The following is a 24,323-nucleotide window of genomic DNA, read 5'->3' on the forward strand; positions in this document are numbered from 1 at the left end:
GAACGGATACCGCCCGTGACCCGCAACGCCCTGATCGCCGTCACCCTGGCCGGCCTGCTCACGGCCAGTTGCGCCTCGCTCCAAGACCTGTTCCCGCCACAGGCCGCGCCGATCGCGCAGACCGCGACCTCGGCCAGTTGGACGGCGCCGCCCAAGGGCTATCTGGGCGCGGATACGGGCCTGGACGGCGCGACCATCATCGGCCCGCCGCCCTCTCCAGCCTCGCCGCGCGGCAAGGCCGACCGCATGACCTTCAACGACACCCGCAAATTCGCCGGCACCCACGCCTGGGCCCAGGCGATCGCCGACGCTGACCTATCCGGCAAGTACGGTTTCCGAAGCTTCTCTTGCGCGGCCGGCGTGACGATCAGCCCAGAGAAGACCCCGACCCTGACCCGAATGTTGATGCGGATGACGGCCGACGCGGCGACGATCTATCGGCCGACCAAGGCGGTGTTCCAGCGCGCCAGGCCCCCGGTGGGCAATAGCAAGCCGATCTGCGTGCCGCGCGAGAAATGGATCGAGACCGACGGGTCATACCCCTCGGGGCACGGCTTGATCGGTTGGTCCTGGGGACTGGTGATCTCCGAAGTCGCGCCGGACAGTGCCAGCGCGATTCTGGCGCGCGGCCGGACGTTCGGCGACAGCCGGATCATCTGCGGCGTGCACTATCAAAGCGACGTCGAGGCTGGGCGCTATTTGGGCTCGGCCATGGTGTCTAAGCTGCATCAGAACGCCGAGTTCATGAACGACCTGGAAGAGGCGCGGGCCGAGGTGGTGGCGTCACAGGCGATGGGTGCGCCGACGGGGTGCCTTGCCGGCTGACACTTGCCCCCTGCGGGTCGCTTCGCGACCGTCTTCCCCCATGGGGGAAGAGCTCAGAGGTAGGCGAGGCTCCGCCCCCTACGGGGGCGGACAGACGGCGAAGCCATCAGGTGGGGGCAAGAGAGTGAGCCGCTGTCCTAGGTCGGCCGTGCCGCCGCCAACGCCCCATAAAGCTCCGGCCGGCGGTCGCGGAAGAAGCCCCAGGCCGCGCGGTGAGTCTGCAAGAAGTCCAGGTCGAAGGTCGAGGCCACCAGGCCCTCCTCGGCATGACCCAGCTCGCTAACCAGGTCGCCGCGATGGTCGGCGATGAAGCTGGAGCCGTAGAAGGTCTGGCCGCCGTTGGGATAGTTCTCCCAGGGCTCGAAGCCGATGCGATTGGCGCCGATCACCGGGATCACGTTTGACACCGCGTGACCCTGCATCGCCCGTTGCCAGGGCAGGGTCGTGTTGAGGCTTGGATCATGCGGCTCGCTGCCGATGGCGGTGGGGTAGAACAGGGCCTCCGCGCCCAGCAGGGCCATGGCGCGGGCGGCCTCGGGGTACCATTGGTCCCAGCAGATGCCGACGCCCAGGCGGCCAAATCGGGTGTCCCAGACCTTGAAGCCGGTGTCGCCGGGACGGAAATAGTACTTCTCCTGATAGCCGGGGCCATCGGGGATGTGGCTCTTGCGATAGACGCCCAGCATCGACCCGTCGGCGTCGGCCATCACCAGGCTGTTGAAATAGTGCGGGCCTTCGCGCTCGAAGATCGAGATCGGGATCACCACGCCCAGCTCGGCCGCCAGCGGCGCTATGGCCCTGACCACCGGATGCTCCCGCCACGGGTGAGCTTCCGCGAACCAGCGCTCCTCCTGGGTGACGCAGAAATAAGGACTCTGGAACAGCTCGGACGGCAGGATGACCTGCGCGCCGCCCGCCGCGGCCTCGCGGATGAAGCCTTCGGTCTTCTTGATGTTGGCCGCCAGGTCCATGCCGTACGAGGTCTGGATGGCCGCGACGCTCAGGGTGCGGGTCATTAGACTTCCGGTTCTTGCTGGCTGATGCAGTGGAACGACCCGCCGCCGGTCAGGATGGCGGTGGACGGCAGGCCGATGACCTCGCGCTCGGGGAACAGGCCACCGATCACCTCGACGGCGAAGGCGCCCGACTGCTCGGCATAGATCGGCACGATCACCGCCTCGTTGGCGATCAGGAAGTTCATGTGCGAGGCCGGGACGATGTCGCCGTCCGCGTTGAGGATCCGGCCCGGCGAGGGGATGCGGACCACTTGCAGGGGCGAGCCCCGACTGTCGGTCATGGCCGCCAGGGTGCGGGCCGTCTCGGCATAGACCTCGGCATTGGGGTCATCGGACCCGAAGGCCATCGGGCAGGCCACCACGCCCGGCGCGACAAAGCGGGCCAGGTTGTCGACGTGGCCGTCGGTGTGGTCGTTCAGCAGGCCGTCGCCCAGCCACAACAGCTTCTTGGCCCCGAGCGCGGCGGCCAGGGCGGCGGAAGCCGTGGCCTCGTCCCAGTCGGTGTTGCGATTGGCGTTCAGCAGGCACTGGCGGGTGGTCAGGATCGTGCCCGAGCCGTCATGGTCCAGCGACCCGCCCTCGAGGACGAAGGCGTTGCGGGTCAGGGGCGCGCCAGAGGCGGCGGCGATCTGCTCGGCGACGATGTCGTCGCCCTCCATCTCGTACTTGCCGCCCCAGCCGTTGAACAGGAAGCCGGCCGCCACGGCGCCGCCCGCGGTTTCGGTGAAGATCGGGCCGGTGTCGCGCAGCCAGATGTCGCCGAACTGGCCCCGGACGATCTCGACGGCGGCGTCGCCCAGCAAGGCCTTGGCGGCGGCTTCGGCCTCATCGCCAACCACCATCAGGCGCACACGCTCGCCGCCCGGACCGGCCAGCGCCCGCGCGAGGGCGGCGACCTCGGCCTGGGCCTGGTCGAGATCTTCGCGCCAGACGTCGGGATGGCTGGGAAAGCCCACCCACATGGCGCGGTGCGGAGCCCACTCGGCGGGAACGGTCGGGGTCATGGACGGAAACCTGGATCGAAACGGGAGGCGCAAATGGGCCTTACCCGACGCGGGGTCAAGCGTCGCTTCTAGCAAAGGCTTGCGACAAAAGAAAAAGGGCGGCCCGTTTCCGGACCGCCCTTCTTTGTTTTCACGAGGTTCTAGAGATTCAAAACGCGGCGTGCAGGGTCACGCTGGCCGTGCGCGGATAGCCCGGCTGGCCAACGCCCGTGCCCGACGGGTTCACCGCCAGGTCGCCCAGGTACTTTTCGTCGGCGAGGTTCTTCACGTTTAACTGGATGTACGTGTTCTTCATGCCGCCGAAGTCGGTCAGCTTGTAGCGGGCGTCCAGGTCCAGCAGGCTGTAGCGCGGAGCCTTTTCGGTGTTGGTCAGGTTGGTCCAGCGTTCGCCAACCATCTTGGCCTGGACACCGACGCTGAGCGCGTCGGTGATATCCCAGCCAACCCGCACCGAGCCTTGCAGCTTCGGAATCTCGTACAGTTCCTTGCCCTTGGTCGGAAGAACCGTTCCCAGCGAGGTGCCGGGGATGTTTTCCTGGAGCTCGGAGTCCACATACGAGAACGAGCTGTAGAAGCTCAGATACTCGACCGGCTTGAAGCCCAGTTGGGCGTCAAAGCCCTTCAGCTTGACGTCGCCGACATTGACCGAGAAGGCGATGTTGTCCTGTTCGTTGAAGGCGCGTTCGATGCGGTTGGTGAAGTCGTTATACCAGACCGACGCGGCCAGCAGCACGGTCGGCGACTGGAAGCGGTAGCCCAGGTCGTAGGAGTGGGCGATTTCTGGATCCGGGCTGGTGGCCTTCTTGTCGTAGAGGTCGTCCGTACGCGGGGCCGACAGGGTCTCAGCGTAGCTGAAATAGACCGACATATTGTCGGCGACTTCGTAGCTGACGCCCAGGTTCGGCAGAACCTTGTCGTACTTGCGGGTCAATTCGCGCGGACGGCCGTACTGGGTCGTGCCGGGCGTAACCGTGCCGTTCGCATTGTTAGTGTTGAAGGTCACCAGGGTCTGACCGTTGCCGTCATTCGTGCCGGCGACGGCGATCGGGGTCTGGGTGGTGCAGTAGGCGGTGAAGGTGTCTTGCTGGTAGCAGAAGTTATGCAACTGGCGCTTGAAGAACGGGGCGCGCAGGCCAACGTTCAGCAACAGCTTGTCGTCCATCATCCGGCCGCGATACTCGACCGAGAATTGGTTCAGAGTCGCGACCGAGACACGGTCGCGCTTGCGCAGGATGGTGCCGTCGGCCAGCTTGATCGCCTGGCCGTAGCCGTCTTTGCCGCCGAAAACGTCGTTCGGGTTCATTTCCAGGTCGAAGGTCGTGAACTGGCCGGTCTGGCGGTGGTGAGCTTCGTCATAGGTATAGGCGACGCGGAAGCTCTGGTTGTCGGCGAACTTGTAGATCAGCGACGAGGTGACGCCATAGCGGCGGGTGTTCGTTATGTTCGGCGCATAGAGGAGGACAGTGTCCTTCAGGTCGCCGTCGCCGTTCAGATCAACGCCCGTGGCCGCGCTTCCGCGAACCAGACCGTTGGCGGCAAGGACGCCTGCTTCGCGGAAGAGGCCGCGACCGCCGCCATTAGCCAGGGTGTATTGGAACGACGGATCGACGGTCAGGATGAAGTTGTCGCCGATGTGGAACAGCGATTGACCGCGCAGGTTGCCGGTGTTCGACGGGTTGATGTTGTACTTGTAGCAGGTACCGATGTTGACATCGACGTCCACGCCAGTGAGCGGGGTCGCGCCGGTCGTCGGGGTGGCGCGATTGCAGGTACCGGCCAAGGCGGTGCCCGAGGTGGCGCGGCTATATCCGACGCCGGTGCCGGCTTGGAAGGCGGCCAGCGACATGCGGTTGATGAAGTTGTTGCGGTTTTCGTTGTAGTTGGCGATCAGGCTGATGAAGTCGCCATTGTCGCCGAGCGGCTGATAAATCCGCGCATTGTACTGTTGCTTGTGAATCTTGCCGGGGCCGTTGAACACGTCGTTGATGGCGTCGGCGGCGCTGAACCAGGCGCTGGTGCCGAAGGGGCCGATCTTGCCAGTGTCGATCACGCCGAAGAAGCGGCGGAAGTTGCCTTCGCCGGCCTGGGCTTCGAACACGCCGCCGAAATCGCCAGTGGGCTTGCGGGTCACGTAGTTGATGGTGCCGCCGGCGGCCGCGGCCGTGGGGCTGTCAACGTCGGTGGTGCCCAGGTTGACGTCGACCTTGGAGATCAGTTCCGAGTCCATCTGCTGGTTCGGATAGATGGCGTAGTTGCCGCTGTCGTTCAGCGGAATGCCGTCTTGCAGCAGGGCGACGCGTTGCGAGTCGAAGCCGCGAATGGTGATGTCGCCACCGGCCGAGCCGTAGGCGTCGTTGTTGGTGAAGTTCACGCCGGGCAGCAGGTTCAGCGAGTCCAGAATGGTCTGGCCGGGAACCTGGCGGGCGATGAAGTCCTGGGTAACGGTCGAACGCGACTTCGGCACCGTCTGGGCGACGATTGCGCCGTTCTGGTTCTTCAAGGTCGAGGCGGTGACCACGACCTGTTCGACGGCGTCGGTGCCGGTCGACTGGGCCATGGCGGCGGTGGCGCTCAGCAGGCTACCGACCAAAGCGGTCGACGCCAGGCAGGCGAGCTTTTTCGTCATCATCTTGATTTATCCCCTTATTCCGGTCGCGAAGGGGCGCATGGAGCCCGACTGACCAATCGTTAAGAGGCTCTTTAACGACCTATTTAGAAGGTTTGGTGACGGAAACGACACGATGGCGGATAAACCGGGCCGGGGTGTCTCGCTTGCAACAGATCTAGTCAGTGTCTTCTTACTTATGCGGGAGAAATCAGCGTGGCCCTTGATGAAATGGCGCGGACGGCCGAGGCGCGGGCCTGGCGGCTGACGCTGGTTTTGGTGGGCGTGCTGACGATCCTGCGGGTCGTGGCGCTGTTCACCACGCCCCTGGAGTTGTACCCGGACGAAGCTCAGTACTGGCTTTGGTCGCGCCATCTGGATTTCGGCTATTTTTCCAAGCCGCCGATGATCGCCTGGCTGATCTGGGCCACGACGCACGTCGGTGGCGACGGCGAGGCCTGGCTACGGGTCGGCTCGCCGCTGCTCAACGCGGGCACGGCCTTGGTGATCGCTCGCATCGCCCTGAGGCTCTATGGCGACCAACCCGGCGGGCGATGGATCGGCCTGGCGGCGGCGGCGGTGTTCGCCTTGATGCCCGGCATACAGCTGTCGTCGGTCTTGATCACCACCGACACCCCGCTGCTGTTTTTCCTGTCCCTGATGATCTGGGCTTGCGTGGCCCTGCCCGCCGCCTCGCCCCGAACCCGGATCTGGGTGGCGGCCGGCATGGGCGCGGCGCTGGGCATGGCGTTCCTCAGCAAGTATGCGGCGATCTACGCCTTGGCCAGCTTGGGCGGGCACCTGTTCATCTCGCGCGCGGCGCGGCGGGCCTGGACCCCTGCCATGGCGGTCGCGTTCTTCGCCGCTCTCTTCCTGGTCTTCGCGCCGAACATGGTGTGGAACCTCAACCACCACTTCTCGACGCTGGAGCACACGGCCGCCAACGCCAACTGGAAGTCGGGCAAGCTGTTCAATCCGATGGAGATGCTGAGCTTCATCGGGTCGCAGTTCGCGGTGTTCGGCCCCGTGCCCTTCGGCGTGTTGGCGGGGGGCGCGATCCTGCTGGCCGGGCGCAAGCGCCTGACCTCGCCCGACCTGATGCTGCTATGCTTCGCCCTGCCGCCGCTGGTCACCGTCGCCGCCCAGGCCTTCGTGTCGCGCGCCAACGCCAACTGGGCCGGCGCGGCCTATGTCGCCGGCTCGGTGCTGGTCGCCGCCTGGCTGCTGCGCTGGGAGGCCCGCCGCTGGCTGATCGGCGGCCTGGCCCTGCAGGCGGTGCTGGCCGCGCTGTTCCTGACCTGGGTGATCAACCCGCGCACCGCCGAGGCCATGGGCATGGCCAACAGCTTCAAGCGAGCCCGCGGCTGGGACCAGACGGTGCGAACGATCATCGACCGCTCGCGCGAGGAGCAGGCGCTGCATGGCGGCCTGACCGCCGTGGCCGTCGACGACCGGTTCCTGTTCAACGTCGCCGCCTATTACGGCCGCGACTATTTTGGCACGCCGCAAGCGCCGCCCTTGAGAATGTGGGTCCACGAGATCGCGCCCCGCAACCAAGCCGAGGCCGAGGCGCCGATGACCACACAGCTCGGCAAACGGGCGCTGATCGCCAGCCTGGACGGCGTCTATCGCGCCAAGATCCAGCAGGACTTCGCGCGCACCTCGGATTTGCAGATCGTCAGTGTGCGTCTGGACAAGAAGCACTCACGCCGTACCGACCTTTTCGTCGCCGAGGGTTTCCAGCCCGTAGCCCGCGATCCGGTGACCGGGCTGCCCTCGAATCCGGCGCCGAACTAGTTCCTCCCCCTCTGGGGGAGGCGGCCGAAGGCCGGTGGGGGGCGTCAGACGCCTAGCCACCCCCCTCCGTCGGCTTCGCCGACACCGCCCCCAGAGGGAGAGGAGCTTAAACCCCGACATCGAACGCGGCCTCGGTCTTGGCCTTGACCTCATCCACGGTCACGCCCGGCGCCAGCTCGATCAGCCGCACCGGCGTCTTGCCGCGATTGATCTCGAAGACGCCCAGCTCAGTGATCAGCAAGTCGACCACCCCCGCGCCTGTCAGCGGCAACGAACAGCTGTGCAGCAGCTTGGGCGCGCCGGACTTCTCGCAGTGGTCCATGACCACCACCACGCGCTTGACGCCGGCCACCAGGTCCATGGCCCCGCCCATGCCCTTGACCATCTTGCCCGGCACCATCCAGTTGGCCAAGTCACCCGTTTCCGACACCTGCATGCCGCCCAGGATCGACAGGGCGATGTGCCCGCCGCGGATCATCGCGAAGCTGTCGGCCGACGAGAAATAGGAGCTGCTGTCCAGCTCGGTGATCGTCTGCTTGCCGGCGTTGATCAGGTCGGCGTCCTCCTCGCCCTCATAGGGGAAGGGGCCCATGCCGAGCATGCCGTTCTCGCTCTGCAGCGTCACCGACATCCCCTCGGGGATATAGTTGGCCACCAGGGTCGGGATGCCGATGCCCAGGTTCACGTAGAAGCCGTCTTTCAGCTCCTTGGCCGCCCGTTCGGCCATTTCGTCGCGCGTCCACGCCATCAGACGGTTTCCTTCTGGCGGGTGGTCACGCGCTCGATGCGCTTCTCGAACTTGGCGCCCTTGATCAAGCGATCCACATAGATGCCGGGCGTGTGGATATTGTCCTTGTCCAGCGCGCCGACCTCCACGATCTCCTCGACCTCGACGATCGTGACCTTGCCGGCCGTGGCCATCATCGGATTGAAGTTGCGGGCGGTCTTTCGGTAGACGAGATTACCCTCGGCGTCGGCCTTCCAGGCCTTGACGATCGACAGGTCGGCCGCCAGGCCGCGCTCCATCACATAGAGCTCGCCGTCAAAGTCGCGCACTTCCTTGCCCTCGGCGACCAGGGTGCCGACCCCTGTGCGCGTGAAGAAGGCGGGGATGCCCGCCCCGCCGGCGCGGATGCGTTCGGCCAGGGTGCCCTGCGGATTGAACTCCAGTTCCAGCTCACCAGAGAGGTAGAGCTGTTCGAACAACTTGTTCTCACCCACATAGGACGAGACCATCTTCTTGATCTGGCGGTTCTCCAGCAGGATGCCCAGGCCAAAGCCATCGACGCCGCAATTGTTGGAGACCACCGTGAGGTCCTTGACACCCGTCTCGCGGATCGCCGCGATCAGGTTCTCGGGAATGCCACAGAGGCCAAAGCCCCCGGCCATGATGGTCATGCCATCGAACAAAACACCCGCCAGCGCGTCGGCGGCTGTGGACTTCACCTTGTCGACCATGGTTCCTCCCGGAGCGACGTTCGCCGACTGCTCTGAGCCGCCGGCCGGAGAAATTCAACCCTTGATGAATACAATTTCGATGTGTGGAGTTTCGGCGTGACGGATTGGATTGACCCAGCGGAATCTAGCACTTCGACCGCGCCAGCCGCCACCTCGGGCGTGTTGCTGACTCTGGCTCATCCGGCGCTTGAACGCTCTCGCGCCAACCGCGCCCTGGCCAAGGCGGCCAAGGGGCTGGGCGGGGTCACCTTCCACGACCTGTACGAGACCTATCCCGACTTCGCGATCGACATCGAGGCCGAGCAGGAAAAGCTGCTGGCCCACGACGTCATCGCCCTGCAGTTCCCGCTCTACTGGTACTCGACTCCGGCCCTGCTGAAGGAGTGGCTCGACCTCGTATGGCTGCACGGCTTCGCCTACGGGATCGACGGCAACGCCCTGGCCGGCAAGCGGATGTTCGTCGCCTGCACCACGGGCGGCGCGGCCAAGGCCTATCACGCCCACGGCTACAACCGCTTCACCCTGGACGAGTATCTGCGGCCGCTGGAACAGACGGCCTATCTGTGCGGCATGGTCTGGGAAACGCCCTTCGTGGTGCATGGGGCGGCGGTGAAGAATGACGAGGACCTCAAGGCGGAGGCCGCGAACTACCGCGCCCGCATCGCCTCGCTGATCACCACCCCCGCCGACGCCGAACTGGGGGCATAGCAGATGTCGTTTCTTCTCCAGGCCCTGGTCTATCTCGGCGCCGCCGTCATCTCCGTGCCGATCGCCAAGCGGTTGGGGCTGGGCTCGGTGCTGGGCTATCTGATCGCCGGGGTGGTGATCGGCCCCTTCGCCCTCTCCTTGGTTGGCGAGCAGACCGACATCATGAAATTCGCCGAATTCGGCGTGGTCATCCTGCTGTTCCTGATCGGGCTGGAAGTCCAGCCCTCGACCCTGTGGGACATGCGCAAGGCGATCTTCGGGTTCGGCGGGACCCAGGTCGTGGGCACCTCGCTCGCCATCGCCGGCGTCTCGATGCTGCTGGGCCTGCCCTGGCAGACGGCCCTGGCGGTCGGCATGGTGCTGGCCATGTCGTCCACCGCCATCGTGCTTCAGACCCTCGACGAGAAGGGCCTCAGACAGGGGCCGGTCGGACGCGCCGCCTTTGGAATCCTGCTGCTGCAGGACCTGGCCGTGATCCCGATGTTCGCCTTGCTGCCGACCCTGGCGACCATCGCCCCCAGCGCTCATGCGGCGACTAGCGGTCATGGCGAGAGCCTGGTCGAGCACCTGCCGCGCTGGGCCCAGGGCCTGGCCGTGCTGGTCGCCGTGGGGACGGTGATCGGTGGCGGCCGCTTCCTTGTGCGACCGATCTTCCGCTTCATCGCCGAGGCCCGGCTGCGCGAGATCTTCACCGCTGCGGCCCTGCTGATCGTGGTGGGCGTGGCCAACATCATGCAGATGGTCGGCCTCTCCCCCGCCCTCGGGGCCTTCCTCGCTGGGGTCGTGCTGGCCGAAAGCGAGTTCCGCCGCGAGCTGGAGAGCGACATCGAACCCTTCCGGGGTCTGCTGCTGGGCCTGTTCTTCATCACCGTCGGGGCCGGGATCGACCTGGGCCTGGTGGCGCGCCAACCCCTGACCCTGATCGGCCTGGTGTTCGGTCTGATGGTGATGAAGTTCCTGGTGGTGTTTGGTCTGGCGCGGCTGTTCGGCGCCCCCGCGAGGGGCGCGGCGGCGGTGGCCACCGCCTTGGCCCAGGGCGGCGAGTTCGCCTTCGTGCTGCTGACCTTCACCGTCGGGGCCGGCGTCATCGGCGCCACCCTGGCCGCTCTGCTGACCGCCGCCGTCGCCGTTTCCATGGCCCTGACCCCGGTGGCGATGATCCTCTACGAGCGGATCGCGGCCATGCTCCAGGCGTCGATCCCCAAGGTCGTGCCCGACACCGGCGACTTCGACGACAGTGAGCCCGACATCATCATCGCCGGCTTCGGACGTTTCGGGCAGATCACCGGCCGCTTGCTGACCGCCAATGGCTTCCGCTCGACGGTGCTGGACAGCGATATCGGGCAGATCGACCTGCTGCGCCGCTTCGGCCGTCGGGTGCACTATGGCGACGCCACGCGGATGGATCTGCTGCGCGCCGCCGGCATCGAGCGGGCCCGGATGCTGATCGTCGCCTTGGATGATCGGGAGAAGACGGTCGAACTGGTCGAGACCGCTCGCAAGGCCTATCCGGAGCTGGTGATCCTGGCGCGGGCCTGGGATCGCCGCCACGCCTATGACCTGCTGGCCAATGGCGCCGACGCGGTTGAACGCGAGACCTTCGAATCCGCCCTCGCGCTGGGCACGACGGCCCTGCAGAAGCTGGGTTATCGCGCCCACCGGGCCCACCGGGCGGGCGCGATATTCCGCCGTCACGATCGCAAGTCGTTCGAGGATCTGCGTCCGGTCTGGGGCCAGGATGAGGCCTATATCCTCGCCTCGCGCGACGCGGCCCAGACCATGGACAAGCTGCTCAGCGCCGACCTGGCGCGCCTGCGCCCCGGCGACGCCAGCGGGGCTTGGGATACGGCCGGCCTGGACGAGGAGTTGAAAGAGCGAGCGGAGCGCGAGGCGGCCAAGTAACCTACTGCGTCAGCGGGCGCAGGATGATCTCGACACGGCGGTTCTGAGCGCGGCCTTCGGGGGTGTCGTTGGAGGCGACCGGCTGGCGCTCGCCCTGGCCGGCTACGAAGACCCGGTCGCTGATCACCCGGCCGCTGCCCACCAGATAACTGGCCACCGAACTGGCGCGGCGCTCCGACAGGGTCTGGTTATAGGCGTCCGGACCGCTGCTGTCGGCGTGGCCGACGATGTCGATCGTGGTCTGGGGATAGGCGTTCAGTGTACGGGCCACATCGTCGAGCACGCGCAGGAACTGCGGCTGCACCTCGGACCTGTCGACCGCGAAGGTGACGTCGCTGGGCATGACCAGCACGATCTGGTCGCCATTGCGGCGGATCATTACGCCCGAACCTTCCAGGCTGCGACGGAAGTCGGCCTGCTGGCGATCCATGTAATTGCCGGTCGCGCCGCCAGCCAGGGCGCCGATGCCCGCGCCGATCAGCGCGTTCTTGCGGCCCTGTTCGCCCTTGTTGGTGTTGGTGAGGTAGCCTAGGGCGGCGCCGATGCCAGCGCCGGCCAAGGCGCCCGTGCCGGTATTGTTGCGCGTCGGCATACCCGTATAGGGGTCTGTGGTAGTGCAGGCGGTGGTCAGGGCGGCGACGCCCAGCAGGGCGATCCACGGCGCGGTCTTGTTCATCATGGTCGGTCTTTCCCTAATGGGTCGCTCCGAAATCACTGGAGCAGCCTTGATCTCACGCGGTGGCGTGTGATCCCCTGGCAGGCAGAACGCCTGTCCCATGGTCAAGTTCCACTAACGCACATGACGCTCCGATGAACAGCGCGGATTGCACAGGGCCTTCGCGCACCGCGTTCGGCGGTGTAGTAAGTCCCGTCTTACTAATTTCCGAGGCTCCAGCCCGTGTCCGCATCCGCCATCGAACCCGTCTCGTTCACCCTGTATTCGAAGGACTTCGACAGGTTCGCCCAGGAACTGGGCGCGTCGTTCCAGCGCTACGGCTTCGCCGTGATCTCAGATCACGACATGGCCCAGGCCCGCCTGGACGCGGCCTTGGCCGACGCCAAGGCCTTCTTCGCCCTGCCGGTGGACATCAAGAAGCAATATGCTGGCGCCTCGGGCGGCTCGCGCGGCTATATCCCGTTCGGCATCGAAACGGCCAAGGGTGCCACCCACTATGATCTGAAGGAATTCTGGCACGTCGGCCGCGACCTGCCGCCGGGCCACCCGTTCCGCGCCAACATGGCCGACAATGTCTGGCCAGCCGAGATCACGGGCTTCCACCACAATGTCGGCTGGATGTACGGCGCGCTCGACAGCCTGGGCACGCGGGTGCTGAAGGCCATCGCCACCTATCTGAATCTGGGCCGCGACTTCTTCGACCCCACGGTCAAGGACGGCAACAGCGTGCTGCGCCTGCTGCACTATCCGCCGATCGCCAAGGACGCCACCGGGGTGCGGGCGGGGGCGCATGGCGATATCAACACCATCACCCTGCTGATGGGCGCCGAGGAGGGCGGGTTGGAGCTTCAGGACCGCAACGGCGACTGGCTGCCGATCAACCCGCCGCCTGGCTGCGTAGTCTGCAATATCGGCGACATGCTGGAACGCCTGACCAACCACGTCCTGCCCTCGACTATCCACCGCGTGGTCAATCCGCCGCCGGAACGTCGCGGCGTGGCGCGCTATTCGACGCCGTTTTTCCTGCATTTCGCGTCGGACTATCTGATCCAGACCCTGCCCAGCTGCGTGACGGCGGAAAACCCCGACCGTTATCCCGAGCCGATCACCGCCGACGCCTTCCTTCAGCAGCGTCTGCGAGAAATCAAGCTGGCCTGACCGGCAGGCGCGAACCGGGACGTCCATCAGTCTCCGGACGAGCCAACGGCGAGGCGGCGCAAAAGCCAAAATGAAAGCCCCGGAGCGACGCTCCGGGGCTTTGCTATTTGGTGATCCGCAGGTTCTGGATCGAGCCTGCGATGGTGTTGAACACCGAGGTCAACTGGGCCGCGTCAGTGACGTCGTAATACATGTCGGTCTTGGTCGCGCAGCTCTGCAGGATGCCTCGAGAGTGGCTCGATACGCCCACTCCGATGGCGTAAATCTGGACGCCCTTGAGCTTGGCCGCTGTGCAGACCTTGATCTGCCGGCTGTCGATGGCGTTCATGCGATCGCTAGCGCTGGAATTCTGGTCGAGCGCGTTGCCGTTCTTGTCCTTCAGCCGCTTCTGCCCGGCATAGCCGTAGCCGCTGTAGGTCGAGTTGTTGACGTTGTTGCTTTCGCTCATGACGTTGTCGCCATCGGTGAGCAGCACCAAGACCTTGGTGGTGTTCTTCGTGCCATAGGGCTTCCCGTCGGCGAAGGGGGCGTTGGGCGACACCGAATGCCAGCCCCACGCCGCGCCCATGGCGACATTGGTGTTGCCCGAGGCGATCATCTTGTCGAGCTTGGCCTTGAGCGTGGAGACACCCGAGGCCGTGCGCACATTGGTGAGACGCATGACGCTGGTGATCCCGCAACCGGCATTGGGTCCGCCGTTCACGTTGCTGGCGCCGCCCCGCAGGTTGGCCGCGGTGTATTTGGTCATCAGCCCCTGGCGGCGCAGAAAGTCGGACTCCGACTTGAACGGGTTGGGACTGGTCAGGTAGTCCTTGGCATAGTCGTTGGCGGGCGCGGCCGTGTAGTTCTTGGTCTTGGTGTTCCCCATGTCCTGGTAGATTTGGTACGAGGTGTCCGGCTCGTCCGGCGCGAAGAACGGTACGAAGTAAGACCCGGGCTTGGCCGCGTAGGGCGCCTCGTCATTGGTGTCATAAGGGTCGGGCCGGCTTTCAACGCAGCCGCTCCAGGTCAGGCCCATGCCGGTCAACAGGGCGAACCGATCCAGGCGCGCGCCGTCATTGAACAGGTCGTCGCCATATTGCGACGGCAGCGCGCCGCGCAGCCAGCCCTGGCCTTCGAAGTTGGAGCCGACATTCACCGTCATCGAGAAGGGAACGACCGAGATCTTCACCGCGTCGGTCTCGGTGGCGCGGGCCGCGGCCGCGCCCAGCACGTCGACCAGCGACTTGGAAGCGTTGATCAAGGCGTTGATCTTGGTGCCGCCCGATCCCAGATTGCTGGCCATCGAGCCGGTGTTGTCGAGCACCAGCGCGACCTCCAGCTTGTTGACCGAGCGCATGACGGTGGAGGTGGCGGCGACGGTGGAATCGCCGCTGCTCCAGAGGTTGGAGATGATCGGCTTGATCGTGGCGCTGACCGTGCCGACCACGGTGTTGCCGGCGCCCGAAGCAAAGGTCGAGCTGGCGGCGGTGAGGGTGACGCCAAGACCGGCCATTTCCGTGGCCAGGGCGGAGTCGCCAATGGAGTCGAGCCCATCGTCCGTGGTGGCCGTCGAACGCGCGGCCATCAGGGTGGCGGCGTCCAGGGCGTCCTGCAGTTGGCGCTTCTGCAGGCTGGCCCGGCTGATGTCGATAAGGCCGAAGGTCAGGATGGCGATCGGCAGCAACAGCAGGGCGAACTGCACGGCGATCGCGCCGCGCTCGTCCGCGCGGGCCGCCGCGAAACGCCACGCCAGCCGGTTCCAGATGGACTTGAACAAGGCGAAATTCCCCTTCGAGGGCGTCATGATGCGCCCCGGACGGTGAACAGCCTGCAAACGACGATGGTGAATCGCCGTCGCGGGCCGCGCAAATCACCTGCCGCAGGACTGGCCCTTGTTCTGCTGGACCAGCCAGGCGTTGGTCTTCATCGCAAGCCTCCCCAGTCTTCGGATCGTGGAGCCGCACCGGAGGCCTGGCGCCGCCACCCGTCAAGTCGGAGAGGCCGCGACGTCGCGTACTTTTGGAAAAACGGGCGACCTCTGCTATATACTGCCCTCGATCCTGAAATCTCTTGCCCCCACATCCCCTTTTTTTGGCCCGCCCCTTGAGCGTCACCCTCGACCTGTCGCGCATCACTCTCAAAGCCGACGCCCCAAAGCCGTTGATCAACCTGTCGGGCCTGACCCGGCCGCAGCTGGTCGCCGCCTTGATCGAGAGCGGCGCCGTCGAGCATGGCAAGGCCAAGATGCGCGCCACCCAGCTGTTTCGCTGGATGCATCATCGCGGTGTCACCGATTTTTCGGCCATGACCGATGTCGCCAAGGAAACCCGCGCCCGACTGGCCGAACAGTTCACTGTGGCGCGTCCCGAGGTGGTCGAGCGTCAGGTCAGCAAGGACGGCACCCGCAAGTGGCTGATCCGCATGGGTCCGGGCATTGAAGTCGAGACGGTCTACATCCCTTCGGTCGGCCGCAGCGGCGCGCTGTGTGTCTCCAGCCAGGTCGGCTGCACGCTGAACTGCAGCTTCTGCCACACCGGCACCCAGGCCTTGGTGCGCAACCTGACCGCCGCCGAGATCGTGGCCCAAGTGCAGATCGCCAAGGACGACCTGGCAGAATGGCCGTCGGACAAGGACGATCGCCTGCTCAGCAACATCGTGTTCATGGGCATGGGTGAGCCGCTGTACAATCTGGGCCAGGTGGCCGACGCCATCGAGATCATCAGCGACAACGAGGGCATCGCCATCTCGCGTCGGCGGATCACGGTCTCGACCTCGGGCGTGGTCCCCCAGCTCGACGCCCTGGGCGACAAGACCCAGGCCATGCTGGCCATCAGCCTGCACGCCACCAACGACGCCCTGCGCGACGAGCTGGTGCCGCTGAACAAGAAGTATCCGCTGGACCAGCTGATGGCCGGCGTCCGCGCCTATCCGGGCATCAGCAACGCCCGCCGCGTGACCTTCGAATATGTGATGTTGAAGGGCGTCAATGACAGCCCCGATGAGGCCCGTGCCCTGGTCAAGCTGATCAAGGGCATTCCGGCCAAGGTCAATCTGATCCCGTTCAATCCCTGGCCTGGCACCGACTATGTCTGCTCCGACTGGGCGGCGATCGAGGCCTTCGGGTCGATCCTCAACAAGGCCGGCTATTCCTCGCCGATCCGCACGCCCCGGGGCCGCGACATCCTCGCCGCCTGTGGCCAGTTGAAGAGCGAGAGCGAAAAGGTGCGAGCATCGGCCCTCCGCAAGTTGTCGGTCGAGGCCATGGTGGGCCGGCTGGACGACGAGGACGAGGCGGCGGCCTAATCTCTCAAAACACCGTGGAGCTGATCGCCTTGGACGCCACCGCCGAGCCTGACTGGCGCGCCGAACAGTTACTCGACAAGGAATACCTCGTCGGCGTCCGCTTCCAGCGGAAGCGGCATCGCACCTATCGCGAGGGTTGGGATCACGATCATTGCGTAGGCTGCTGGGCCACCTTCGCCGAGCGCGATGTCTCCGAACAGATTGACGAGCCTGTACTGCATGACGGCTTCACGACCTGCGAGGATTTCGAATACGGGGCCGAGTATTGGTGGATCTGCTTGGACTGCTGGGCGACCTTCAAGGGTCCGATGAAATGGACCGAAGCCGTGGCGGAAACCGAGGGTGAAACCGGCGCGGAAGCCTGATGAGCGAGCCCCCTACGCACGGCCCTCGAACCCGTGCTAGCAATGCGTCCCTCAAGTTCGGGGTTTATCGCCTTCATGCCGCCACAGCTCCAGTCGCCCGAGATCCAGGCCTTCGCCAGCGGTCTGCCGCTGACCCTGATGCACGCCGCCATCACTTTGGTGATGCTGGTGGTGGGCACGGCGCTCTATGCCCTGTTGACCCCGCACAAGGAGATCAAGCTGATCCGCGAGGGCAACGCCGCAGCCGCCCTGTCGCTGGGCGGGGTAATGGTCGGTCTGGCCATTCCGCTGGCCACCTCGCTTCGGGCCTCGGTCTCGCCGCTGGAGATCGTGCTGTGGGGCGTGACGACGATCTTCGTCCAACTGCTGGTCTTCCGGATCACCGACATGCTGCTCAAGGGCTTGCCGGAGCGGATCAACGAGGGCGAGGTCGCCGCCGCCGCCTTGCTGGTCGGCGCCAAGCTGGCCACCGCCCTGGTCCTCGCCGCCGCCGTGGCCGGCTGACGCGCCGAGACGCGGGGGCTCACAGTTGCATTTCCCAAGGCTTCCGGACTGGCTGATCTACGGGGCGGTGGTCGCCGCCCTGCTGGTCGTGGCCGTCGGTCGGCAGGAGCGCTCCGACGCCCCCTCGCCGCCACCGCCCGTTCCTGGCGGCGAGGGCTTGCCGCTGGGACCGGCCTCGCCTTTCGATCCCTCGATCGTCGTCCAGGTGCCCGAAAAGGGCCAGCCCGGCAGCGGCACGGCCTTTTCCGTGGATGACAGCGGCGCCTGGCTCACCGCCCGCCATGTCGTGGATGGTTGCAAACAGGCCGCCATCGTCGTTGCCGACGGCCGGGGCGTGGCCGCCAGGATCACGCTCGATCCCACCGGCGACGCCGCCATCCTGACCACCGAGGGCGGCGCCCCCGCCGTGCCGATGCGCGGGATGGGCGAGCCGCCGCGTCGGGGCGAGCGGGCCTATCACCCGGGGTTCCCTCAAGGGCATCCAGGCGAGGTGACCTCCCGCCTGCTGGGGCGTGAAAACCTGGTCGTGCGGGGACGCGGAGCGCGCACCGAGCCGGTGCTGGTCTGGGCCGAGGTCGGCCGCACCGACAATCTGAAGGGCACCCTGTCGGGCCTGTCGGGCGCTCCCGCCCTAGACGGCGCCGGGCGGGTGATCGGAGTCACCGTGGCCGAGTCGCCGCGCCGGGGCCGCATCTATACGACGGCCCCGGAGACCGTCCGCGACCTCATGCTGCAAGGCCGCCGCCGCGCCGCCGGCTTCGCCCTCGGCGAACAGATCACCACCGAAAACTACGGCCGCGTCGCCGACGGCCTGCGCCGCGACCTGCGGGTCGCCCAAGTGGTGTGTTTGAAGAGCGAGACCTAGACTTCAGCCTTGGCATTGGCTTGAGCGTCGCCGGTGGTCGGATCGACTTGGCGAGCCGCGACGAAGAACACCAGCACGATGGCCACGAAGCCGATCACGGTCGTGTAGACGTAGAACACGAAATAGCCGGTCCCTAGCGCCGCCGGACTCACCCCGGACTTGGCCATGGCCTTGGCGTAGCTCTCGGCCGGCAGGCGGCTCATCAGCGTCTTAAGGCCGGCGATGAAGCCCGAGCCATCGGCCGCCTTGGCCACGCTTTCGACGATGCGGCCCGACTGGCTGGCCAGCAGCTTGCCCAGCAGAGCGTACAGCGATGAGAACAGCGCGTACTGCGTGGCGGTGAAGCCGGCGCTGGTCAGGCTGGACATGTAGGCGATCAGGCAGGTGCCGGCGAAGCCGCCGCCGATGTTGTCGGCGGCGATGGCCAGCATCAGGGCCGAGATGTCGTGACCGGCCATGGCCAGCCAGGCGAAGGCCAGGTTGCTCAGCGAGCCCAGGAACGCGCCGGCGATCAGCGAGCGCATCAGGCCAAAGCGCAGCACCGACCAGCCGCCCAGCGTCACGCCGAGGATCGACATCACCGCCCCGAACACCTTGCGGACCTCGGCGATCTCCAGCTTGGAGAAGCCCAGGTCGACATAGAAGGCCCCGTTGATGTTGATGACGAAGTCGGAGACCCGATAGAGGCAGATCAGGGCCAGGATCAGTCCGCCCAGCTTGGCGTAGCGGTTGAAGAAATCGACCAGCGGCTGACCGAGGGCCGAAGACAGATAGACGCCCGGACGGGTCGGTCGGCGCGGGATCGGCCAGGCGGCCAAGGCGATCACCGCGAAGCCGCCGATCACGCCGGCCAGTTGCAGCCAGGGCTTGGCGTCGGACTTGAACGCCTCGATCAGGCTGGCGCCCGCGCTGTCGGCGCCGAAGACGCCCAGCAGGGTCGAGGCCAGGGCCGGATCGCCGATCAGGCCGACGCCGAGCATCAGCGCGCCGAGCAGCAGGACTAAGACGCGAACCACGGTCTCGATCGCTTCCAGAAAGGGACGAGGCGGCAGGTCGCCGGTGTCGATGGCGCGCACGGCGTGCTGGGCTTCGCGCGGCGCGGCCAGCACGGCCAGCATGCCCACGCCCATCAGCGCCGCCATTGCCGCGTAAGAGACGCTCCAGGTGAAGGCCTCGGCCAGAATCAGCGGCACGGCGCCGGCCACGATGATGGCGATGCGATAGCCCCACTGATAGGCGGCGGCCATGGCGCCTTGCTTGGCGTCCTCGGCCACCTCGATCCGCCAAGCGTCGATGACGATGTCCTGGTTGGCCGAGGCGAAGCCGACCATTACCGCGAACAGAGCCATCAGGCCCAGGTGGGTGGCGGGATTGGTGCCCGAGACCAGGGTTAAGCCGACGATGATCACGGCCTGCGAAACCAGCATCCATGACCGACGGTGGCCCAGCCACTTCGTCAGGAACGGCACGGCGGTGCGGTCGACGATCGGAGCCCAGAGGAACTTCAGGGCGGTGAACAGAGTGGCTAAGCTGAAGAAGGCGATGACCTCCAGCTTTAGCCCGATGTCGCGCAGCCAGATCGACAGGGTATCGAACACCAGTAGGGCGGGCAGGCCGGCGGCGAAACCGAGGAAGAACATCACCGTGGTGCTACGAATGTCCCGCGTGCCTTCGCCCTGAGCCGAAGCCGGGGGGCCGAAGCGGTTGGCGTCGTCCTGGCCTTTCACGATGCCCAGATCATAGAGCAGCCACAGCCAGCCCAGCACGGGCACGAGGGCGGCCAGCATCCACCACCCGCTCTTGCCGCGATCGTGGCAGCGCTTCACACCGATGGCCAGAAGCGGCCAGATCAAGCCGAGCGCGATCAGCCAGGGCAGGGCGTCGAGGATTTCCGAACCCGGCGGACGGGGCGGCGGCGGGGCCGTCGGATCGACAGGCGGCTTGAGGTTCACCAGCGCCCAGAACAGGCCGAAGATGGCGCCGGCCGCCACCTGAACCAGCCAGAGCTGCAGGCGGCCGACACGGCCGTGGAACGAGGTCAGAAGGGCCTGGGCGGTCTGGGCTTGCGGCGTCTCGCCCTGGGTTTCAGCCTTCTGCGTCGCCATCCAAGCCCCCTTTGAACCGCCGGGAGCCTTGGTCCCGCCTTAGCCGGCGAGCTTGGCGCGTGTCGCGGCTTTCGTCCAGCCGAGCCCGCTCTGTCCAAGGTGGGCCCAGTTCGTGAGCACCCCGCGCAGGGCCGAGGGCGTCAGGGGCTTGGCGAGAAAGTCGTTCATGCCGGCCGCCAGACAGGCGCGGCGGTCCTCGTCGAAGGCGTCGGCGGTCAGGGCGACGATCGGGGTGGTGACGCCGCGCTCGCGCAGGGCCCGGGTCGCCTCCAGGCCGTTCAGGCCCGGCATGCGCAGGTCCATCAGGATCAGGTCGTAGAAGCCGCGCGACAGGGCCGAGACGGCCTCGTCGCCGCTGGCGATGCGGTCGACCTTGCAGCCCTCGCGTTCCAAAAGGGCGCGGGCCAGCAGGGCGTTGATCGGATTGTCCTCGGCCAGCAGCACCCGGACCCCCGTGGCGATGGCCGGGGCGATGCGGTCGTCGTCCGGGACCTTGGCGGGGGCGGTCTCGACCACGGCGGGATGGCTGGCGGTCCCCTTGATCTGAGGAACACGGGCTTCCAGCACCTGGGCGATCAGCGAGGCGCGGCGCAGCGGCTTGATCAGGTAGCCGCTGAAGCCGGCGGCCTTGAGCTTGGCGATGCGGTCGCGTTGGTCGGGCGTCAGCAGCACGATCGAGGCCCGGCCCGCCGGCGGCTTGAATGCTCCGCGAGGACTTGCCCCTTGTGCTTTGGCCAGCACGGCGTCGAGCAGCAGCACGGCGTCGGCCGGCGCGCCCTTCAGGGCAGCAGCGACCGTCTCGCCGGAGAGCGCTTGACCGCCGCTGGCGCGGATCTGGCGAATGGCCGCCTCGCGGATCATGGCGTTGGGCGAGGCGATGGCCACGCAGCGGCCGGCGAGCGGCAGGTCGACAGCGGCGTTGGCGACGGCTTCGAACGAGGCTTCGAACCAGAAGTCGGCCCCCTGTCCCACCTCGCCCCCTACGCCGGCCTCGCCGTCCATGGCCGCGGCTAGGCGGGCGACGATGGCCAGGCCCAGGCCGGCCCCGCCCAGCTGGGCGCGGTGGGAGGGATCGGTTTGGACGAAGGCCTCGAAGATCGCGGCGCGGGCATCCGGCGCCACGCCCGGCCCGGTGTCGCGCACCGAGAAGCGCACGCGACCGTTGGCCACGTGATCGGCGCTGAGCAGCACCCCGCCGGCCTCGGTGAACTTGATGGCGTTGCCGGCATAGTTCAGCAGCACCTGCCGCAGTCGGCCCTCGTCGGCCAGGATGGTGGTCAGGCCCGGCGCGCAGGCCCAGGCGATCTCGATGGATTTCTCGTGGGCCCGAGGGCTCAGCAGCTCGGCGACCTGGCGCAGCAGGTTCTCGACCTCGACCGGCGCGGCCTGCAGGTCGATCGCCGTGGCCCCCAGGCGAGCGAAGTCCAGCACGTCATTGACGAGCGACAGCAGGTGGTCGCCGCTCTCGCGCAAGGCCGCCACGTAGGTCCGCTGCTCGGCGGTCAGGCGGGTGCCCTCCAACAGGCGGGCCATGCCCAGCACGCCGTTGAGCGGGGTGCGAAACTCGTGGCTCAGGGTAGCCAGCTGTTCGGGCGTGACCCCGGTGGAGGAAGGGCGGTTGCTCATGGGTGGAACCTAGCAGAGACGACTTAACGGGCGGTTCAAGACGGGCGGCCGGAGACGCGGCTCCGCCGCTTCACGCGGCTGACCCGCTGAAGAGATTGGGGAGGGTGCGAAGCGCCCGGGCTCCGCCCGGAGGTTTTGCAGTAGATGTACCGTTTCGACGAAGACGAGCGCTTCGCGTGGCCTTCAGACGGGAGCCATCGGAGCGCGGGGTCTTAACCCGCTTCCGAAGTGGGCCCCCGGCGGGCGGCAGGGCGGCTAACCCTTCCGGACCATGCGGGCGATTTCAGCCCGCACCTGTCGGCCTGTCCGCCTACCCCGAGCGCCGGAGTTTCGTCACCACGGGGGTGAACCTGCTCCGAACCGACCTGGGGCGCTCCTTGTCAGAGCACGGCGGACAAGCCTTCCCGCTCGTCCACCCCTGAAAGCCGCCTCGGTCGCCGTACGTGCGCCCTCCCCGTGCTCTCAGGTGAGGACCATTATGGGGGTGGTTTTGGACGCGCCAGGGTTTGTGACGCTGATTATTTCATAGAGCGTTAATATTACTATAGTTTCTAGTGGGAATATATGGGGATGCAGCAGCGCCGATCCCCCTTTCTTGAACCCTCTCCCGCTGGGAGAGGGAGGGGCCCGCCGCGCAGCGGTGGGAGGGTGAGGGGGTAAACCGTCAGACGGCGTGCCGGCAGGGCGTCCGTGCGAAACCGGCGACGCACCTGTCGCAAGAGACGCCAGCAACGGGTCCGAGCGCTCACGCTCAAAACGCCCCCTCGCCGCTCATCCCGCCCATCGCGCTGGCCCGCCTGTGGGCCAGCGCCTCGGCGATGTGGACACGGCGGACGCTGGGCGCGCCTTCCAGGTCGGCGATCGTTCGGGCCAGGCGAAGGACCCGGGTCCAGCCTCGGGCGCTGATCTGTCGCGCCTCGGCGGCGCGGGTGAGCAGGGCGCGGCCGGTCTCGTCGAGGTCGGCGATCTTATCCAAGAAGCGACCCTCGGCACGGCCGTTGAGGGCCTCGGCCCCGACCGGCGCGGCCTCTCCCGTCAGGGCCATCGCCTCGGCCCGTTCCAGCTGCAGGCGGCGGGCCTGGGCGACGCGGGCGGCGACCTCCGCCGTGCCCTCGCTGGGGGGCGGCAGAGCCAAGTCGGCGGCGGTGACAGCCGGCATGTCGACGGCCAGGTCGATACGGTCCATAAGCGGCCCGCTGACCCGGCCCTGGTAGTCGCGAATGCAGCGCGGGGCCTTGCCGCAGGCGCCCCGCCCCGCCCCGCCATGGCCACAGCGGCAGGGGTTCATCGCCGCCACCAGCTGCACCCGGGCCGGATATCGGACATGGGCGTTGGCGCGGGCCACCATCACCTCGCCGGTCTCCAGCGGCCCCCGCAGGCTGTCCAGGGCCTGGGTGCCGAACTCCGGCAGCTCATCCAGGAACAGCACGCCATTATGGGCCAGCGACACCTCGCCGGGCTTGGCCTTCAGCCCGCCGCCGGTCAGGGCCGCCATGCTGGCGCTGTGGTGCGGCGAGCGGTATGGCCGCGCCCGGGTCAGCGTGCCCTTGGCGATCAGTCCGGCCACCGAATGGACCATCGAGGTCTCCAGCAGCTCGACCGAGGTCAGGGGCGGCAAGAGGCCGGGCAGACGTTGGGCGAGCATGGACTTGCCAGAGCCCGGCGGGCCGCAGAACAGCAGGTTGTGACCGCCGGCCGCCGCGATCTCCAAGGCCCGCTTGGCGTGCTCCTGGCCCTTGACGTCGCGCAGGTCGCGAAAGCCCGCCCCTTCCTCGACCGGGCCAGGCAAGGGAGCTGACAGGATCTGGCCGCCCCGGAAGTGGTTGATCAGCGCCACCAGCGAGCGGGGCGCCAGGATCCGCGTGCCACCCGCCCAGGCGGCCTCTGGTCCGCAAGCCTCCGGGCAGATCAGGCCAAGGTCCATGGCCCCGGCCGCCATCGCGGCGGGCAGGGCGCCGGCCGTGGCTGCGATCCGTCCGTCCAAGGACAGTTCACCCATCGCCGCCCAGCCGTCCAGCGCGTCGATCGGGATCACGCCCATGGCCGCCATCACCGCGAGCGCGATGGGAAGGTCGTAATGCGACCCCTCCTTGGGCATGTCGGCGGGCGCCAGATTGACGACGATCCGCTTGCCCGGCAAGGCCAAGCCCAACCCCGCGAAGGCGCCGCGCACGCGTTCGCGACTCTCGGCCACCGCCTTGTCGCCCAAGCCGACAATGACCATGATCTGCTGGCCGCCGGTCAGCTGCACCTCGACATCGACGCGGCGCGCCTCGACGCCCTCGAAAGCCACCGTGACGACTTTGGCCGCCATTGGTTTCTCGCCCCTCGCCCACTCAATCTTATCCACAAGCCAAACATGGCTGCTAGAGCGGAGCAAGAACAAAAAACGAACGTTTCAGGAAAGTGCGAAGAAGTTGTGAC

General features: G+C 66.9%; 19 protein-coding genes. 9 read left to right on the forward strand and 10 right to left on the reverse strand.

Annotated elements, in window-relative coordinates; translation table 11 throughout:
• Nucleotides 1-15: 15 nt before the first annotated feature.
• Nucleotides 16-825, forward strand: a complete 810-nt coding sequence (locus ACP694_RS01540; RefSeq protein ID WP_426009887.1) for an acid phosphatase — start codon at nucleotides 16-18, stop codon at nucleotides 823-825.
• Between the two features lie 137 nt (nucleotides 826-962).
• Here the strand turns inward: ACP694_RS01540 and aguB are convergent, their stop codons facing one another.
• From aguB to ACP694_RS01555, 3 genes are all read right to left on the reverse strand, one after another.
• A complete protein-coding gene (aguB, locus tag ACP694_RS01545; RefSeq protein ID WP_426009889.1) occupies nucleotides 963-1,841 on the reverse strand; it encodes an N-carbamoylputrescine amidase in 879 nt (292 codons plus the stop codon).
• Entirely contained in the window at nucleotides 1,841-2,845 is a 1,005-nt protein-coding gene (locus ACP694_RS01550) for an agmatine deiminase family protein (RefSeq protein WP_426009890.1), read from the reverse strand. Before ACP694_RS01550 ends, aguB begins: the two co-directional genes overlap by 1 nt.
• A gap of 148 nt (nucleotides 2,846-2,993) precedes the next feature.
• Nucleotides 2,994-5,471 carry a TonB-dependent receptor gene (locus ACP694_RS01555; RefSeq protein ID WP_426011264.1) on the reverse strand — a complete coding sequence of 826 codons (2,478 nt, stop codon included), beginning with the start codon at nucleotides 5,469-5,471 and terminating at the stop codon, nucleotides 2,994-2,996.
• 195 nt (nucleotides 5,472-5,666) lie between these two features.
• Here ACP694_RS01555 and ACP694_RS01560 point away from each other — a divergent pair, with 195 nt between their 5' ends.
• Entirely contained in the window at nucleotides 5,667-7,247 is a 1,581-nt protein-coding gene (locus ACP694_RS01560; RefSeq protein ID WP_426009891.1) for an ArnT family glycosyltransferase, read from the forward strand.
• Between the two features lie 106 nt (nucleotides 7,248-7,353).
• Here the strand turns inward: ACP694_RS01560 and ACP694_RS01565 are convergent, their stop codons facing one another.
• Together ACP694_RS01565 and ACP694_RS01570 are read right to left on the reverse strand one after the other, a co-directional pair.
• Nucleotides 7,354-7,995 (reverse strand): 3-oxoacid CoA-transferase subunit B, encoded by a 642-nt coding sequence (locus tag ACP694_RS01565; RefSeq protein WP_426009892.1) that lies wholly within the window; start codon nucleotides 7,993-7,995, stop codon nucleotides 7,354-7,356.
• Entirely contained in the window at nucleotides 7,995-8,705 is a 711-nt protein-coding gene (locus ACP694_RS01570) for a CoA transferase subunit A (protein WP_426009894.1), read from the reverse strand. Before ACP694_RS01570 ends, ACP694_RS01565 begins: the two co-directional genes overlap by 1 nt.
• Before the next feature lie 108 nt (nucleotides 8,706-8,813).
• Between ACP694_RS01570 and ACP694_RS01575 the strand changes: the two genes are divergently transcribed.
• Both ACP694_RS01575 and ACP694_RS01580 read left to right on the forward strand, forming a co-directional pair.
• Nucleotides 8,814-9,413, forward strand: coding sequence for an NAD(P)H-dependent oxidoreductase (locus ACP694_RS01575; protein WP_426011265.1), 600 nt, complete (start codon nucleotides 8,814-8,816; stop codon nucleotides 9,411-9,413).
• A gap of 3 nt (nucleotides 9,414-9,416) precedes the next feature.
• Complete coding sequence (locus ACP694_RS01580; protein WP_426009896.1) at nucleotides 9,417-11,315, forward strand: monovalent cation:proton antiporter-2 (CPA2) family protein; 1,899 nt, start codon at nucleotides 9,417-9,419, stop codon at nucleotides 11,313-11,315.
• A 1-nt stretch (nucleotide 11,316) separates the two neighbouring features.
• On the opposite strand, the gene ACP694_RS01585 is transcribed toward ACP694_RS01580, so the two are convergent.
• Nucleotides 11,317-11,994: an OmpA family protein gene (locus tag ACP694_RS01585; protein ID WP_426009898.1), complete on the reverse strand. Its 678-nt coding sequence runs from the start codon at nucleotides 11,992-11,994 to the stop codon at nucleotides 11,317-11,319.
• A 219-nt stretch (nucleotides 11,995-12,213) separates the two neighbouring features.
• Between ACP694_RS01585 and ACP694_RS01590 the strand changes: the two genes are divergently transcribed.
• Nucleotides 12,214-13,149, forward strand: coding sequence for an isopenicillin N synthase family dioxygenase (locus ACP694_RS01590; RefSeq protein WP_426009899.1), 936 nt, complete (start codon nucleotides 12,214-12,216; stop codon nucleotides 13,147-13,149).
• A gap of 103 nt (nucleotides 13,150-13,252) precedes the next feature.
• On the opposite strand, the gene ACP694_RS01595 is transcribed toward ACP694_RS01590, so the two are convergent.
• Entirely contained in the window at nucleotides 13,253-14,908 is a 1,656-nt protein-coding gene (locus ACP694_RS01595) for a pilus assembly protein TadG-related protein (protein ID WP_426009900.1), read from the reverse strand.
• Nucleotides 14,909-15,234: 326 nt separating this feature from the next.
• Between ACP694_RS01595 and rlmN the strand changes: the two genes are divergently transcribed.
• The 4 genes from rlmN to ACP694_RS01615 all read left to right on the forward strand — a co-directional run bounded on the left by rlmN (nucleotide 15,235) and on the right by ACP694_RS01615 (nucleotide 18,168).
• The gene (gene rlmN / locus ACP694_RS01600; RefSeq protein ID WP_426009901.1) at nucleotides 15,235-16,434 is read left to right on the forward strand and encodes a 23S rRNA (adenine(2503)-C(2))-methyltransferase RlmN; all 1,200 of its coding nucleotides are present in this window, start codon (nucleotides 15,235-15,237) and stop codon (nucleotides 16,432-16,434) included.
• Between the two features lie 29 nt (nucleotides 16,435-16,463).
• Nucleotides 16,464-16,799 (forward strand): hypothetical protein, encoded by a 336-nt coding sequence (locus ACP694_RS01605; RefSeq protein ID WP_426009903.1) that lies wholly within the window; start codon nucleotides 16,464-16,466, stop codon nucleotides 16,797-16,799.
• A 75-nt stretch (nucleotides 16,800-16,874) separates the two neighbouring features.
• Entirely contained in the window at nucleotides 16,875-17,303 is a 429-nt protein-coding gene (locus tag ACP694_RS01610; protein ID WP_426009904.1) for a DUF350 domain-containing protein, read from the forward strand.
• 25 nt (nucleotides 17,304-17,328) lie between these two features.
• The gene (locus tag ACP694_RS01615) at nucleotides 17,329-18,168 is read left to right on the forward strand and encodes a S1 family peptidase (RefSeq protein ID WP_426009906.1); all 840 of its coding nucleotides are present in this window, start codon (nucleotides 17,329-17,331) and stop codon (nucleotides 18,166-18,168) included.
• Here ACP694_RS01615 and ACP694_RS01620 read toward each other — a convergent pair.
• The 3 genes from ACP694_RS01620 to ACP694_RS01630 all read right to left on the reverse strand — a co-directional run bounded on the left by ACP694_RS01620 (nucleotide 18,165) and on the right by ACP694_RS01630 (nucleotide 24,213).
• The gene (locus ACP694_RS01620) at nucleotides 18,165-20,273 is read right to left on the reverse strand and encodes an AmpG family muropeptide MFS transporter (protein ID WP_426009907.1); all 2,109 of its coding nucleotides are present in this window, start codon (nucleotides 20,271-20,273) and stop codon (nucleotides 18,165-18,167) included. The two genes, ACP694_RS01615 and ACP694_RS01620, sit on opposite strands and share 4 nt — an antisense overlap.
• A 39-nt stretch (nucleotides 20,274-20,312) precedes the next feature.
• A complete protein-coding gene (locus ACP694_RS01625) occupies nucleotides 20,313-21,899 on the reverse strand; it encodes a response regulator (RefSeq protein WP_426009909.1) in 1,587 nt (528 codons plus the stop codon).
• 751 nt (nucleotides 21,900-22,650) lie between these two features.
• Complete coding sequence (locus tag ACP694_RS01630) at nucleotides 22,651-24,213, reverse strand: YifB family Mg chelatase-like AAA ATPase (protein WP_426009910.1); 1,563 nt, start codon at nucleotides 24,211-24,213, stop codon at nucleotides 22,651-22,653.
• Between the last annotated feature and the right edge of the window lie 110 nt (nucleotides 24,214-24,323).

This window comes from Caulobacter sp. DWR2-3-1b2, from assembly GCF_049896345.1.
Taxonomy (GTDB): domain Bacteria; phylum Pseudomonadota; class Alphaproteobacteria; order Caulobacterales; family Caulobacteraceae; genus Caulobacter.